The sequence below is a fragment of the Shewanella sp. Shew256 genome, assembly GCF_002196695.1.
Taxonomy (GTDB): Bacteria; Pseudomonadota; Gammaproteobacteria; order Enterobacterales; family Shewanellaceae; genus Shewanella; species Shewanella mangrovisoli.
Genome location: NZ_NAJR01000004.1, coordinates 375582 through 389451, shown reverse-complemented (window position 1 = coordinate 389451; position 13870 = coordinate 375582). Strand labels below are relative to the sequence as shown.

Genomic DNA, 13870 nt, shown 5'->3' with positions numbered 1-13870 from the left:
ATCTTGGTAATTTAAAGAGATAAAAATTGATAAAACATAAAGGCCACTGAAAAGTGGCCTTTATGTTTGGCATATTCGCATTCACGCGAGAGCGTTTTATGCGAGTGCGAGCACCCCGAGAGTCACGACACAAAGCGGCTTAGCTCGCAGCTTTATCTTCCGCGCTAGATGCGTCGACATCTGCGATCTCTTGCGCTACTTCTAAAGCCACGGCTTCTGGCGTTTCTGCTTCAAGACGCGCGCGCTCTGCTTTAGAAATATAACGCGGCTTTGTACCCACCTTGGGCTTCTCGATTTTGTTTTGTTTGGCTTTTTCGCGCTTAGCCATCTTCTTAACGATCTTTTGCTTCTTGTTCATAACATCTCTAATTCGGTTTTTGCCTATGCAGGCTGAGTCCAGTGGCTCAATTAAAGCTGGATTCTAACTGAATATTGCCAATCTCTCCATGTTTTGCTGTTACAGCGCCATAGAAGCTGTATCTAGAGCGAGGTCGAGGCCGTGCTAGAATATGGCGTTTTTTACGGGTGATGCACTTTATTTATGGCAAAATGAGCGTGAGTTACCCATTTAACATACTGATAGTTATAAATTTTTAATGCTTTAAAAAGCAATAGGTGGAGGTCACTTGTTAACTAAGATCACTTTCTTTGAGCGTTTCGAGCAGGATATTTTATCGGGAGCTAAGACCATTACCTTAAGGGATGAAGCCGAGTCCCATGTGTTTGCCGGGCAAATTTTACCGGTATCGACCTTCGAAGCTGACCGTTGGTTTTGTGATATTAAGGTGATTGAGGTTGTGCCTGTATTGTTTTCGGCGCTGACAGAGCAACATGCTGCCCAGGAGAATATGACGCTGCCTGAGCTGCGCCGAGTGATCCACGAGATTTATCCCGGCCTTGAGCAGTTATTTCAAATTCGCTTTTGTGTTGTGAATACAAGGGCTCACCCTATTGATTAACTCAATTGACTAAGTCTATTGATTTAGCCTACTGATCTACCCATTGGTTAACGCTATTGGCTAAGCTCTGTTTATAAAAAATAGGCTGGCTTGTTTTGATGCAAGCCAGCCTATTATCTTTCAAGTGGAATGCGAACTTATATCGCAAACATTAACTAGTTAAACCGTCCAAGGTAGCAGTTTTTGGGCGATGCGGTTCGATTCACCCAGGCGCACCGCGGCGCGATAACGCATTCTGTAGAGCAGTTGGTAACATAATGGCACCAAATACAGACTCGTCACCGTTGAGAACGACAAACCGCCGATAATCGCGATGGCCATTGGCGAGTACGGTGGGCCTCCGCCGCCGATTTGGGTATCGCCCATTGCCAGTGGCACTAGGCCTAGTACGGTTGTTCCCACTGTCATCAGTACCGGGCGCAGACGGGTAATACAGACTTCGCGTATGGTGTCCGACAACTTATCGAGCTCCGGTGTCATCTGGTTGATTTGGTCAACCAATACGATACCGTTATTCACCACAATTCCCATTAGAATCAAGATCCCTATCATGGCCATGACCGACATAGGTGTGCCTGTTAGCAGCAGTGCCCAAAAGACGCCGGTGATCGAGAACAGAATCGAGGTGATAATTGCCGTCGGTAATAGCAAGGATTCAAACAGCGCCGCCATCACGATGTAAATCATGGCGATAGCAAGCAGCATATTGATAGCCATCACGCTCTGATCTTCATCCTGACGCTCAAATCCACCGCGCAGTGAATAGTTATAACCATTCGGGAAGCGCACATTTTCCATCACCTGTTTGATCTTCGTTTGGGCTTCCTCTGTGGTGAGATTATCTAAGTTCGCCCCGATAGAAAGCGAAGTTTGGCGATTATAGTGCTTGATGGTATCGAACCTAGGTTGGATCTCGATACTGGCAAGGTTATCAAGGGTATACAAACGTTGGTCGATACGCACGATCGGCAGTTGTTTTAGCTTCTCGAGGGATTTTTGCCATTCCTTCTCATAGGCCATTTCGATACGCAGTTCCCCATTGGGATCGTGCCTAAATGAGCGTAGCGGTGAGCCGCGCAATGCCATTGAGATGCTAGAAGCTACTTCGTTGAGTTTTAAATCCAGTCGTGCCGCCATCTGACGATTTATGCGGATCACGACTTCCTGCTGCGCGCCGTTCACTTCGGAGCGCACATCCACTAACCCTTTGATATTGGAGAGTAAGGGTAATACTTGCTCACTCAAATGGATAAGCTCTGAGGTGGAGCGACCTGTGAGCGTGACACGTACGCCCGAGTTATCATTGCCCCAGCCAAATTGAGGTTTCGCGATGGAGAATTTAGGAAAACCGCTGCGGATTTTCTTCTTTAATTCATCCAGTGGCATGGGCAAGTCTTTTTTCAGCAAAATCACCGAAGAAGCATCATCGGGGGCATAGTAGCTATACACTGAGTCGATATGGAATTCCTCTTTATTATTATAAAGATACTCTTCCATTTGGCTCACCATTGCCTCGGTCACATTAAGATTATGGCGACCTTCTACTTGGTAGTTGACGTAAATGCGCTCCTTACTTTGGCTGTCCTCCTGATCCTGTTTGACCATCGACAGCGGCAGGGCGGTGGATACTAAAATCGCCACCGAAATCAGGCCAGAACGCCAAGGACGCAGCAGCACCCAGTTGAGGCTACGATTGTAGAAGTTTTGCAACTTACCCGGCGCTTTCTCTGGCGTGATATCGAAGTGGAACTTAGTTAACATCAATGGGATTAATGTTTTAGCCACTAACAGTGAGGCCGCCAGCGAAATACAAATCGCAATCGCTACATGCTCAAGGAAGATGGTGAGCTCGACTTTAACCCCGAAGATATTGGGTAAAAACACGATAGCCGTGGTCATAGTGCCCGCAAGCACGGCAAGACTGACCTTATCGACCCCTGTCATGACCGCATTTTCATTGTCTTGAACACTCTTAGTATCTTTGCCTTGTTTCTCCTGCAGTACACTCTCGGTCACCACCACAGCATTATCGATAAGCATACCGACCGCTAATAACAGTCCCATCATCGACAGAATGTTTAAGCTGTAACCTAGAAGATACATAGCGGCTAGCGTCATACCAATCGAAATCGGCACAGATGACACCACAATCAAGGTCATCTTGAAGTTTCTCAGGAATAAATACAGCACGATAAAAGACAGCAAGGCGCCGATTAATCCCGACAGTAGTAGATCCGAGAGGGAAGATTTTACGCCAGAGGCTTGATCTTCCATGATAAACAAGCGAATACCTTGGAATTGTTGATCTTGCTTGGCAAGCTCAATCACCTTTAACACTCGGTCAGACACTTCCACTAAGTTGGCGCCGGATTCTTTAAACACATCCAGACCCACGGCGTAATGCTTATCTAAATGACGCCCTTCGACCCGTTCAGGCAGCGCAAATTGCACATCGGCAACGTCACCTAAGGTCAGCCCTGGCAATAGCACTAGGGCTTTAATGTCTTCTAGATTGCGAAACTCGCCCTTAGGTGACACCTGATAAACCAGATTACTCTCCCGCAAAGTGCCAGCGCTCAGCACAAAGTTTTCGCGGCCGAGACGCGTCTGTAACTCGGTTGCCGAATAGCCACTGGCGGCGAGGCGGTTGGCATTGATCCTGACCTCAATCTGCTTTTGCTCAACCCCATAGAGATTGACCTTAGACACCCCCTCGACCCGCTCCAGCGGACGTTTAAGCTGTTTATCAAGCAAGTCGAATGCGCCAGAGAGCTCGCGGTCGCTCGAAATCCGTATGGTCAATACCGGCATATCGGCGGTGGAGAATTGGCGGATAAACACCCGTTCAACATCCTTGGGCAATAAATGCCGCACCGCATCGATTTTTTCCCGCGCTTCTAAGCTTTTAGTGGCGACGTTCTCGCCCCATTTCATATTGATTTCGATTTCCGAACCCTCTTGGGAGGATTCGGACTCCAGCTCATCAATACCGCCCATAGTGGCGAGGGACTCTTCGAGCACCTTAGTGATATCGCGCTCAACTTCCGCTGGCGTTGAGCCTTTGTAAGGCACTTGCACCACAATTTGTGGAATATCGATGCCGGGGAACATTTCGAGCGGCAATAGGCGACTAGAAGCCAAACCAAACAGCAAGATAGCGAAGAAAAACATGCTGGTGGTGACAAGGCGTTTTATCGCTAAACGGGTGAGGTTCATAGGCGAGCCTCCGTGGTTTCTACCGTGTTGTCTTGCTCTGTGGCGGTATGCGTAAACTCTTTACGGTCAAACAAGGCATAGAGCACTGGAATCACAATCAGGGTCAATAGGGTCGAGAGGCTCAAACCAAAGATCACGGTAATCGCCATCGGTGCGCGGACTTCTGAGCCATCGCCTAAACCTAACGCCATCGGCAGCAAACCTAAGGTGGTGGTTAGGGTGGTCATCATAATCGGGCGCAGCCGGGATTTGGCCGCAACCTTAATGGCCTCGAGTTTGTCCACGCCTTCGGTGCGCAGCTGATTAATTCTATCTACGAGTACGATGGCGTTGTTGACCACAATTCCCGCGAGCATGATAAGGCCTATAAACACCACCACACTCAAATGGGTTTGGGTGATATAGAGCCCCAGCACGCTACCAGCCAGCGCCATGGGCACTGCAAATAAGATCAGTAGCGGATGCAGCAGCGATTCGAACTGACTCGCCATCACTAAGTACACCAGAAAAACCGCTAGGATTAATGCAATCTTCAGTGATTGGAATGAATGCTCCATTTCCTCATTTTGTCCACCAAAGCGCGCTTGAACCGAGGCGGGCAACACTTGTGCCGACAAAATTTGCTGCGCTTCGGCTACTGCGTCACTTAAGTCGCCATAGGCAAGGTTAGCCGATACTAAAGCCACGCGTTGTTGGCTGATGCGGTTAATCGCCGATGGACCTAATTGCAATGACACTTCGGCCACGGCGCTCAGGGCAATCGGTTGTGGGCTGTTGGGGTTGATGATCAAGGCATCGATATCACTGATTTGATCCCGCTCATTCAGTTCGCTGCGCACTAAAATATCAATCTTGCGGTCACGTACTGTGTATTGACTGGCGACCGTGCCGCCGACGCGCTGGGCGATGCGATTGGCGACCGTGGGCGCATCCATGCCTAAGGCGGCTAAGCGAGCATGGTCGAAGCGAATGCTGAGTTCTGGCTGACCATCACGCAGGCTAGTATTCACATCGGCAAAGCGATCGGAGGCGGAAAGTGCCTTAACCAGATTATCGGCACTGCGTTTGAGCAAGTGTAAATCGTAGCCTGTGAGTTCAATCTCCAATGGGGTTTTAAAGCTGAATAGTTCAGGTTGCTCGATTTTGGCTTCCAGTTCAGGGATGCGGCGTGCAGTGTCACGCAGCACTTGTGTTACTTTGTGGTAAGCCGTGTGATCGCTCAGTACGACCTGTAAACGCCCCCAGTTTTCGCCGCCACGGGCGGTATCAGAGGTCATGAGACCGCCGCTGCCTGCTTGGCTATAGGCATGTTTAACTTCCGGCCTGTCTTTAATCGACATCGCGAGTTGTTGCAGCACTTTATCGGTTTCACCGACCGCCGTGCCAGGAGGCAGCAGGATCTCCACATAAAACTCCCCTTGATTCATCGGTGGGATGAGTTCCATGCCAAGACGGGGGAGCAGGCTAATACAGGCGCCAGTGATCCCAATGGTCAGCAACAAGGTGGCGACTTGTTTACGCAGCGCCATCGCCAGCAGTTTGTGATAAACCGACTCGATAGCATGGTAAACAAAGTTAAAACCACTGCTCAGCGGGCGCATCACTAACCCGAGTAGCCAAGAGAAGAAGCGGCCAATGACTAACGCTAATGTCAGCAATGCACTCGGTAAGTAGCTAAAAAGCAACACAATCGGGAAGGAAAATACCGTCGCACTATAGTGTTTTAACTTACCGAGCTTAGTAGTGGGTTTCTCCTTCGGGGTTTTATTGATGAGTTCGGGCAGTGCTGTAAAGCCTTCGCGGGAGGCCAGCATTGGAATTGAGGTTAATGCCACCAAGAGTGATGCGAGCAAGGCAAAGGTCACTGTGAGGGCTTGATCGGAGAATAGGGCGCCCGCAATACCATCGACAAATACCAAGGGGACAAACACCGCGAGTGTGGTTAGGGTGGAGGCGAAAATCGCGCCCGCCACTTCTTTGGTCCCAGTCACAGCCGCATCTAACTTACTCATGCCTTCGCTGCGGCAGCGGTCGATGTTCTCCAGCACCACAATGGCGTTGTCAACCAAGAGCCCAATGGCGAGCGCAATACCGCCTAATGACATGATATTTAGGCTGATATCGGCAAAGTACATCATGTTAAAGGTGGCAATCACCGAGAAGGGGATCGAGATAGAGATGATCAGCGTCGGAATAATATTGCGCAGGAACAGGTAAATCACCAGCATGGACAAAATACTGCCCATCAACGCGGACGAGGTGACTTCGCTAACGGCACTCTCAATAAACTCGGACTGATCGTAAATCACTTCCAGTTTGTTTTGCTTAGGATCTTGGTTGATTTTGACTAGCTCATCGCGCAGCTTTTTAGCCACCGCGACCGTGTTGGCATCGCCTTCCTTATAGATAGCCAGTTCAATCGACTCTTGGCTGCCGATACGGGTGATGTCGCTGCGCTCTTTAAAGGCATCGGTAATGGTGGCGACTTCAAATAGACGTACTAAGGTCTGTGCGTCGCGATAGACGATCACTTGTCCCAATTCTTCCAATGAATTGAATTGGTTAAGGGTACGTACCAGATATTCGCGGTCGCCTTGGATCACTTTACCCGCAGATAAGTTGATGTTTTCCTCGTTGATGCGGCGTTTAATGTCGTCAGCATTCAAATTGAGTTGAGATAACTTTTCCTGATTGAGCTGAATATGCACTTCCTGCTCTAAACCACCGGATAAACGCACCGCGGCCACACCAGAGAGGGCTTCTAAACGACGCTTAAGCTCTTCCTCGGCGTAAGTGCGCATCTGCTTGAGTTCAGCCTCAGACGCATTAGGCACCGACAGCGCGAGACGCATGATAGGGTCAAGGTTGGGGTTAAAGCGCAGCAATAATGGCTTTTTAACATCCAAAGGCAGGGCGATAGTGTCGAGTTTTTCACGCACATCGAGGCTCGCCATATCCATAGTGGTGCCCCATTCAAACTCGAGCACCACATCGGACATGCCAGAGCGGGAGATAGAGCTTATCTTACGTAAGCCTTTCACCACGCCGACGGCTTCCTCAATGGGTTTTGAGACCAGTTGTTCTACTTCAACGGGCGCCGCACCATCGTACATGGTCCGAATGGTCAAGGTGGGATAGCTTAAATCGGGCAGGAGTTTTACCGCTAAGCGCGAAAACCCCACCATGCCGAATAACATAATGGCCAGCATGAACATCCATACCGTGACTGGCCGTTTAACTGAGGTGCTGATGATTGACATGAAAGACTCCTATCAGTTCTTCGCTGAGGCCAAATCGAGTGGGGTAATGACTTCAACTAAGGATTGGTCTTTCAAATTTTGCTGACCACGGGTCACGACTTGCTCGCCGGGTTTGATACCGGAGACGACTTCCACCGAGTCACCTTCGCGGTAACCGATTTCGACTTCGCGGCGGTTGGCATTGCTGCCGTCAATTACATACAGGGCTTGCTTATTGTCTTGGTTTATCAGGGCACTGTAGGGCACAGTGATCACATTCTCATGGGTGTCATACTTCAATTCGACCCGTGTGAACATCCCTGCTTTTAAATGCGCATTTTGATTGGGCACGGCCAAGGTGACTTTAAAGGTGCCACTCTGTGGGTCGACCACTGGGCTGATGCGCAGCACTTTCGCGTGGATGGCATTTTTGCTCTGTTGATTGCTAAAGACTTGCGCTTCTTGGCCTAAACGTAGGCTGGTTAATTGCTGCTCAGGTAAATGGACAATCCCGTGCAGCTCGTCTTGATTGACGATATAGAAGAGGTCACCAAATTCCTGCGCCATGTTGCCCGCTTTGACATAACGCTTAGCAACAATACCGTCGATGGGCGAAACCACATGGCTTTCTTTGACTTGTAATTCAGCAAGATCCCGTCTTGCAATGGCGGCTTGCAGGTTATATTCGAGCTTTGCCATGGAGTCGGCACTGATAAACTCTTTATTGGTCATCTTCTTCAAGCGGTTTAACTCTTGCTCGATGATTTTCACTTCGGCTTCGGAGCGGTCGAGATCGTATTGCTGACGTTTGGCATCGATAACCGCGAGGATTTGGCCTTTTTGCACCCGGTCACCTTCTTCGACATTAATCGCTTCGATAAGGCCAGCGATGCGGCTCACGACGTTAGCTTCTTGCGGGGCTTCAAGGGTGGCGGTTGTGCTATAAAACGAAGACACATTACCCTGCATCACGGTAGTGGTTTCGACGGGAATGGCATATTGTTCTTCTTTTTTAGCCACTTCCTCTTCGCCGCATGCCGCTAACATTGACACTAACAGCACGGGTAGGGCGAACTTAGCAATTGTTGACTTTTCCATAAGAGTATTACCTGTTGTCATTTTTGTGATGCCATCTGAAAGCAGAAAACATGCCAAAGTTAAAAATACATTAATTTCAGTAGATTAACGTAAATTTGTCAGATTGTAGATTAGGCAAACTTACTAAATGTAGCTAAAAAGTTTAAAAAGTGATGAGAAATGCTAAATAAGCTAAAGCGAGGTCATCCGGGATTGTGTGGCTGGGAGTGATAAGAAGATCGAAGGGTGGCTATGAAAATCCCAATAAAAAAGCGCCCAGTGGGCGCTTTTAATCGATAAATGCCGATTAGCGTTTATCTTGGCTTACGAAATCACGCGAAGTCTCGCCAGTATATAGCTGACGTGGACGGCTGATCTTGTGACCTGGTTGATCCAACATTTCTTTCCAGTGAGCAATCCAACCCACAGTACGTGCTAATGCGAACAGTACGGTGAACATGCTAGTTGGAATACCAATGGCTTTCATGATGATGCCAGAGTAGAAGTCGACGTTTGGATAGAGTTTCTTCGAAATGAAGTACTCGTCTTCCAGTGCGATACGTTCAAGTTCCATAGCCACATCTAATAATGGATCTTGTACTTTCAGCTCTTTTAACACTTCGTGACAGGTTTCACGCATGACTTTGGCACGTGGGTCAAAGTTTTTGTAAACACGGTGTCCGAAGCCCATTAGACGGAATGGGTCATTCTTGTCTTTCGCACGGGCGATGAATTCAGGAATACGGTCTACTGAACCGATTTCTTCTAACATTTGTAGACAAGCTTCGTTCGCGCCGCCGTGTGCAGGGCCCCATAGAGAAGCAATACCCGCAGCGATACACGCGAATGGATTCGCGCCTGAAGAACCTGCTAAACGTACGGTTGATGTTGACGCGTTTTGTTCGTGATCCGCATGAAGAATGAAGATACGGTCCATAGCGCGTTCAACGATTGGGTTTACCTTGTACTCTTCACAAGGCACGGCAAACATCATGCTTAAGAAGTTGCCTGCGTAGCTTAAGTCATTGCGTGGGTAAACGAATGGCTGGCCAGAAGAGTACTTGTAGCACATAGCGGCAATCGTTGGCATTTTGGAGACTAGGCGATAAGCGGCGATTTCGCGGTGGCGAGGATCGTTGACATCGAGTGAGTCTTGATAAAATGCAGACAATGCACCAGTAACACCACATAACATCGCCATAGGATGAGCATCACGACGGAAACCTCTAAAGAAGAAGGCGAGTTGCTCATGAACCATAGTGTGGGTTTTTACTGTGTGTACAAATTCAGCATATTGCTCTTTCGTCGGCAGTTCACCGTAAAGCAGCAGGTAACACAGGTCTAAGTAATCTGAGTCAACGGCGAGTTGCTCGATTGGATAGCCGCGGTGTAACAATATACCTTGATCGCCATCGATATAGGTAATTGCAGATTCGCAGGAGGCTGTCGCGAGAAAACCTGGATCAAAAGTGAAGTAACCCTTGCTGCCAAGTTTACTGATATCGATTACGTCAAAACCAGCGGATCCTTGCTTTACTGGCAATTCTATCGAGTCGTTCCCTGGTAATTCTAATTTGGCTTTTAAATCAGCCATACCCCGTTCTCCTTACTTCGTTCTTATCTGTGAGTGCGGCATGTCAAACCGCCATTACTTTACAGCCATTCTAGATCACATTTCAATTTAAATAAGCGTTTAAATTTGTTAGACCATGGTATAAATCTCTTTACTTTCCTTGGTGCAGCTGGCACTTAGGTGAAAATATCCTTAAAAAAACAAAATTTGCATTCTGTGATGTTTGTATTTGACATTTCGCGCGAGTATACTTGCCTCCGCCTAATAAGGGCTGCAAACGATGATGTTAAAACACCCTTTGTTTACATGTTAAATAAGTGAGTGTTCAAATAGTTATCTGTTTGTTTAAACTTTGCTTTTGTGTTTACTTTTGCCCTGATTTACCCCTCGGTTTAAAGTTTGTACAAAAGCGGTTCACATAACAAAAAAAATGCTCAATGGAGCTGAGTGAGCAGAACGTGAAAAAGCAAAGACCTGTCCATTTAGATCTGCAGACCATTCGCTTTCCTGCAACAGCGATTGTGTCAATTCTTCACCGTGTATCCGGTGTCATCATGCTGTTCGCTGTTGGCATTCTTATTTGGTTGCTAAATTCATCTTTAGCCTCCGCTGAAAGTTTCGCAGGCGTACAATCTCTGTTTGATAACTTCGTCGTGAAGTTCATCATGTGGGGCATTTTGACTGCACTGGCATATCACTTATTCGGTGGCCTACGCCACTTAGTAATGGATACCGGTCGTTGGGAAGAGTTGGCTTCGGGCACCGCCTCAGCGAAAGCTGTATTTGTACTGACGGTAGCCTTTTCAATTTTAGCGGGGTTATGGGTATGGTAACCAATGCAGCAAGTTTTGGACGCAGTGGTGTTCATGACTTTATTCTACTACGCGCTAGTGCAGTAATCCTCGCCTGTTACACCATTTTCATGGTTGGCTTTATTGCATGTAGTTCCCCTCTCACCTATGACGTTTGGCATGGCCTGTTTAGCGCTCTGCCAATGAAAGTGTTTACCCTGCTTGCGCTGGTTGCACTGCTTGTTCACGCCTGGATTGGTGTATGGCAAGTATTGACGGATTACGTCAAGTGCACTTCGCTACGCGGTGTTTTACAGTTCACCTTCGTCGTCACCGTCTTTTGTTATCTGGCGGCCGGCATTGTTATTGTGTGGGGTGTCTAAGTGAGTATTCCAGTACGTGAGTTTGATGCTGTAGTGATTGGTGCCGGCGGTGCCGGTATGCGCGCAGCATTACAGATTTCTAAAGAAGGTAAGAGCTGTGCGCTTTTATCTAAAGTATTCCCAACTCGTTCTCATACCGTATCTGCGCAGGGTGGTATCACCGTTGCGTTAGGTAACGCCCATGAAGACCATTGGGAACAACACATGTACGATACCGTAAAAGGTTCCGACTTTATCGGTGACCAAGACGCTATCGAATTCATGTGTCAAACTGGTCCAGAAGCCATTATTGAACTCGAGCACATGGGTTTACCTTTCTCTCGTTTCGATAACGGTAAGATTTACCAACGTCCTTTCGGTGGTCAATCTAAAAACTTCGGTGGTGAACAAGCGGCGCGTACCGCTGCTGCGGCAGACCGTACTGGTCACGCACTGCTTCACTGCTTATACCAACAGAACGTTAAACACAAAACTCAAGTGTTTTCTGAGTGGTATGCCCTCGATTTAGTGAAAAACCAAGACGGTGCCATCGTAGGTTGTACTGCGATTGAAATCGAAACCGGTGAAATCGTTTACTTCAAAGCCAAGGCCACTGTACTCGCTACTGGCGGTGCAGGTCGTATCTACGCATCAACCACAAACGCACACATCAATACCGGTGACGGTGTTGGTATGGCGATGCGTGCTGGTGTTCAGATGCAAGATATGGAAATGTGGCAATTCCACCCAACCGGTATCGCTGGCGCGGGTGTACTTGTGACTGAAGGTTGCCGTGGTGAAGGTGGTTACCTGCTGAACAAAGACGGCGAGCGTTTCATGGAGCGTTATGCACCAAACGCCAAGGACTTAGCATCTCGTGACGTGGTAGCACGTTCTATGATGACTGAAATCCGTGAAGGCCGTGGTTTAGATGGTCCATTAGGCCCACACTGCTTACTGAAACTCGATCACTTAGGTAAAGAGACCTTAGAAGCCCGTCTACCAGGCGTGTGTGAACTCTCTCGTACTTTCGCACATATCGATCCGGCCGATGGTCCAATCCCAGTACTGCCAACCTGTCATTATATGATGGGGGGTCTGCCAACGAAGGTGAGCGGTCAAGTTATTCGTAAGAATGACGACGGCAGCGAGCAAGATGTGGTTGGTTTATTCGCAGTAGGTGAGATTGCCTGTGTGTCTGTACACGGTGCTAACCGTTTAGGCGGTAACTCTCTGCTCGACTTAGTGGTCTTTGGCCGCGCTGCGGGTCAACACTTAGGTAAAGCACTCGATGAGACTGCGGATCCAAAAGATGCGACCGATGCGGAAATTCAAGCGACTTTAGCACGCTTAAACCGCTGGGAAAGCAACAAGTCTGGCGAAGATCCAGCGCAAATCCGTAAAGATTTACAACTTTGCATGCAATTAAACTTCTCTGTATTCCGCCGTGGCGATGCAATGGCAGAAGGTTTAGAGCAGTTGAAAGCTATCCGTAAGCGTTTAGAAAATGCCAAGTTGTCTGATAACTCTCGTGAATTCAACACTCAACGTATTGAATGTTTAGAGTTAGACAACCTGATGGCGACGGCAATTGCCACCGCTTATGCCGCTAACTTCCGTACAGAGAGCCGTGGCGCTCACTCACGTGAAGACTATTTAGAGCGTGATGATGATAACTGGTTATGTCACACCCTGTTTGACCCTGTGACTGAAACCATGGACCGTCGTGCTGTGAATATGGCGCCTAAGTTACGTGAAGCATTTCCGCCGAAGAAACGTACCTACTAGGAGTTGCAAAGATGAAATTGGAATTTGCAGTTTATCGTTACAATCCTGATGTAGATACAAAACCTTACATGCAGGATTACAGCCTTGAAGTGGCTGAAGGCTCTGACATGATGGTGCTTGATGCACTGATCAAGTTAAAAGAACAGGACCCAACGTTAGCGTTCCGTCGCTCATGCCGTGAAGGTGTTTGCGGTAGTGACGGTGTGAACATGAACGGTAAAAACGGTCTGGCTTGTATTACACCAATCTCTACCTTCAAAGGTAAGAAGTTGGAAATTCGTCCACTGCCAGGTATGCCAGTCGTACGTGACTTAGTGGTTGATTTAACTCAGTTCTACAAGCAGTACGAGAAGATCAAGCCGTTCCTCATCAACGATGAGAAGATGCCTGCCCGTGAACATTTACAGTCACCTGAACAGCGTGCGCATTTAGATGGTCTGTACGAATGTATCATGTGTGCATGTTGTTCTACGGCTTGCCCATCGTTCTGGTGGAATCCTGATAAGTTTATCGGTCCTAGCGGTCTGCTACACGCTTACCGTTTCTTGATCGACAGCCGCGATACAGCGACAGAAGAACGTCTTTCTGAGCTGGACGACGCCTACAGCGTGTTCCGTTGCCACGGCATTATGAACTGCGTTGACGTCTGTCCAAAAGGACTTAATCCGACTAAAGCAATTGGTCACATTAAGTCAATGCTGCTTAAGCGAGCTGTGTAATGCGAGAACCCGAGCTTAAATCAATAATAATATAGCTCTCGAAGAGTCACTTTCTGGGTATAGAAGGTGGCTCTTTTGTGTATGTAATGGAAGACAACGCGCCGTGAAATCTGGATATCTAGGGGCGGCAAAATTTATGCATCGAA

10 protein-coding genes are annotated in these 13870 nt (G+C 48.1%); 5 read left to right on the top strand and 5 right to left on the bottom strand.

The genetic code is table 11. From position 1 onward, the window contains the following. Positions 1-139: 139 nt before the first annotated feature. Complete coding sequence (locus B5P39_RS09820; protein ID WP_088211372.1) at positions 140-358, bottom strand: DUF2986 domain-containing protein; 219 nt, start codon at positions 356-358, stop codon at positions 140-142. Positions 359-626: 268 nt separating this feature from the next. On the opposite strand from B5P39_RS09820, the gene yqfB reads away from it, so the two are divergent. Then, positions 627-959 carry a N(4)-acetylcytidine aminohydrolase gene (yqfB, locus tag B5P39_RS09815; protein ID WP_088211371.1) on the top strand — a complete coding sequence of 111 codons (333 nt, stop codon included), beginning with the start codon at positions 627-629 and terminating at the stop codon, positions 957-959. 159 nt (positions 960-1118) lie between these two features. On the opposite strand, the gene B5P39_RS09810 is transcribed toward yqfB, so the two are convergent. The 4 genes from B5P39_RS09810 to B5P39_RS09795 all read right to left on the bottom strand — a co-directional run bounded on the left by B5P39_RS09810 (position 1119) and on the right by B5P39_RS09795 (position 10085). Next, a complete protein-coding gene (locus tag B5P39_RS09810; RefSeq protein WP_088211370.1) occupies positions 1119-4175 on the bottom strand; it encodes an efflux RND transporter permease subunit in 3057 nt (1018 codons plus the stop codon). After that, positions 4172-7435: an efflux RND transporter permease subunit gene (locus B5P39_RS09805; RefSeq protein ID WP_088211369.1), complete on the bottom strand. Its 3264-nt coding sequence runs from the start codon at positions 7433-7435 to the stop codon at positions 4172-4174. Before B5P39_RS09805 ends, B5P39_RS09810 begins: the two co-directional genes overlap by 4 nt. 12 nt (positions 7436-7447) lie before the next feature. Continuing rightward, positions 7448-8512, bottom strand: a complete 1065-nt coding sequence (locus tag B5P39_RS09800) for an efflux RND transporter periplasmic adaptor subunit (RefSeq protein ID WP_011716731.1) — start codon at positions 8510-8512, stop codon at positions 7448-7450. Between the two features lie 286 nt (positions 8513-8798). Beyond that, complete coding sequence (locus tag B5P39_RS09795; protein ID WP_011716732.1) at positions 8799-10085, bottom strand: citrate synthase; 1287 nt, start codon at positions 10083-10085, stop codon at positions 8799-8801. 416 nt (positions 10086-10501) lie between these two features. Between B5P39_RS09795 and sdhC the strand changes: the two genes are divergently transcribed. The 4 genes from sdhC to B5P39_RS09775 are packed head-to-tail and all read left to right on the top strand — an operon-like array spanning position 10502 to position 13724. Next, entirely contained in the window at positions 10502-10897 is a 396-nt protein-coding gene (gene sdhC, locus B5P39_RS09790) for a succinate dehydrogenase cytochrome b556 subunit (protein WP_011622410.1), read from the top strand. Then, the gene (gene sdhD / locus B5P39_RS09785) at positions 10891-11238 is read left to right on the top strand and encodes a succinate dehydrogenase, hydrophobic membrane anchor protein (RefSeq protein ID WP_011622411.1); all 348 of its coding nucleotides are present in this window, start codon (positions 10891-10893) and stop codon (positions 11236-11238) included. Before sdhC ends, sdhD begins: the two co-directional genes overlap by 7 nt. After that, a complete protein-coding gene (gene sdhA / locus B5P39_RS09780; RefSeq protein ID WP_011622412.1) occupies positions 11239-13005 on the top strand; it encodes a succinate dehydrogenase flavoprotein subunit in 1767 nt (588 codons plus the stop codon). Positions 13006-13016: 11 nt separating this feature from the next. Continuing rightward, positions 13017-13724: a succinate dehydrogenase iron-sulfur subunit gene (locus B5P39_RS09775; protein WP_011622413.1), complete on the top strand. Its 708-nt coding sequence runs from the start codon at positions 13017-13019 to the stop codon at positions 13722-13724. The last annotated feature ends 146 nt before the right edge of the window (positions 13725-13870 follow it).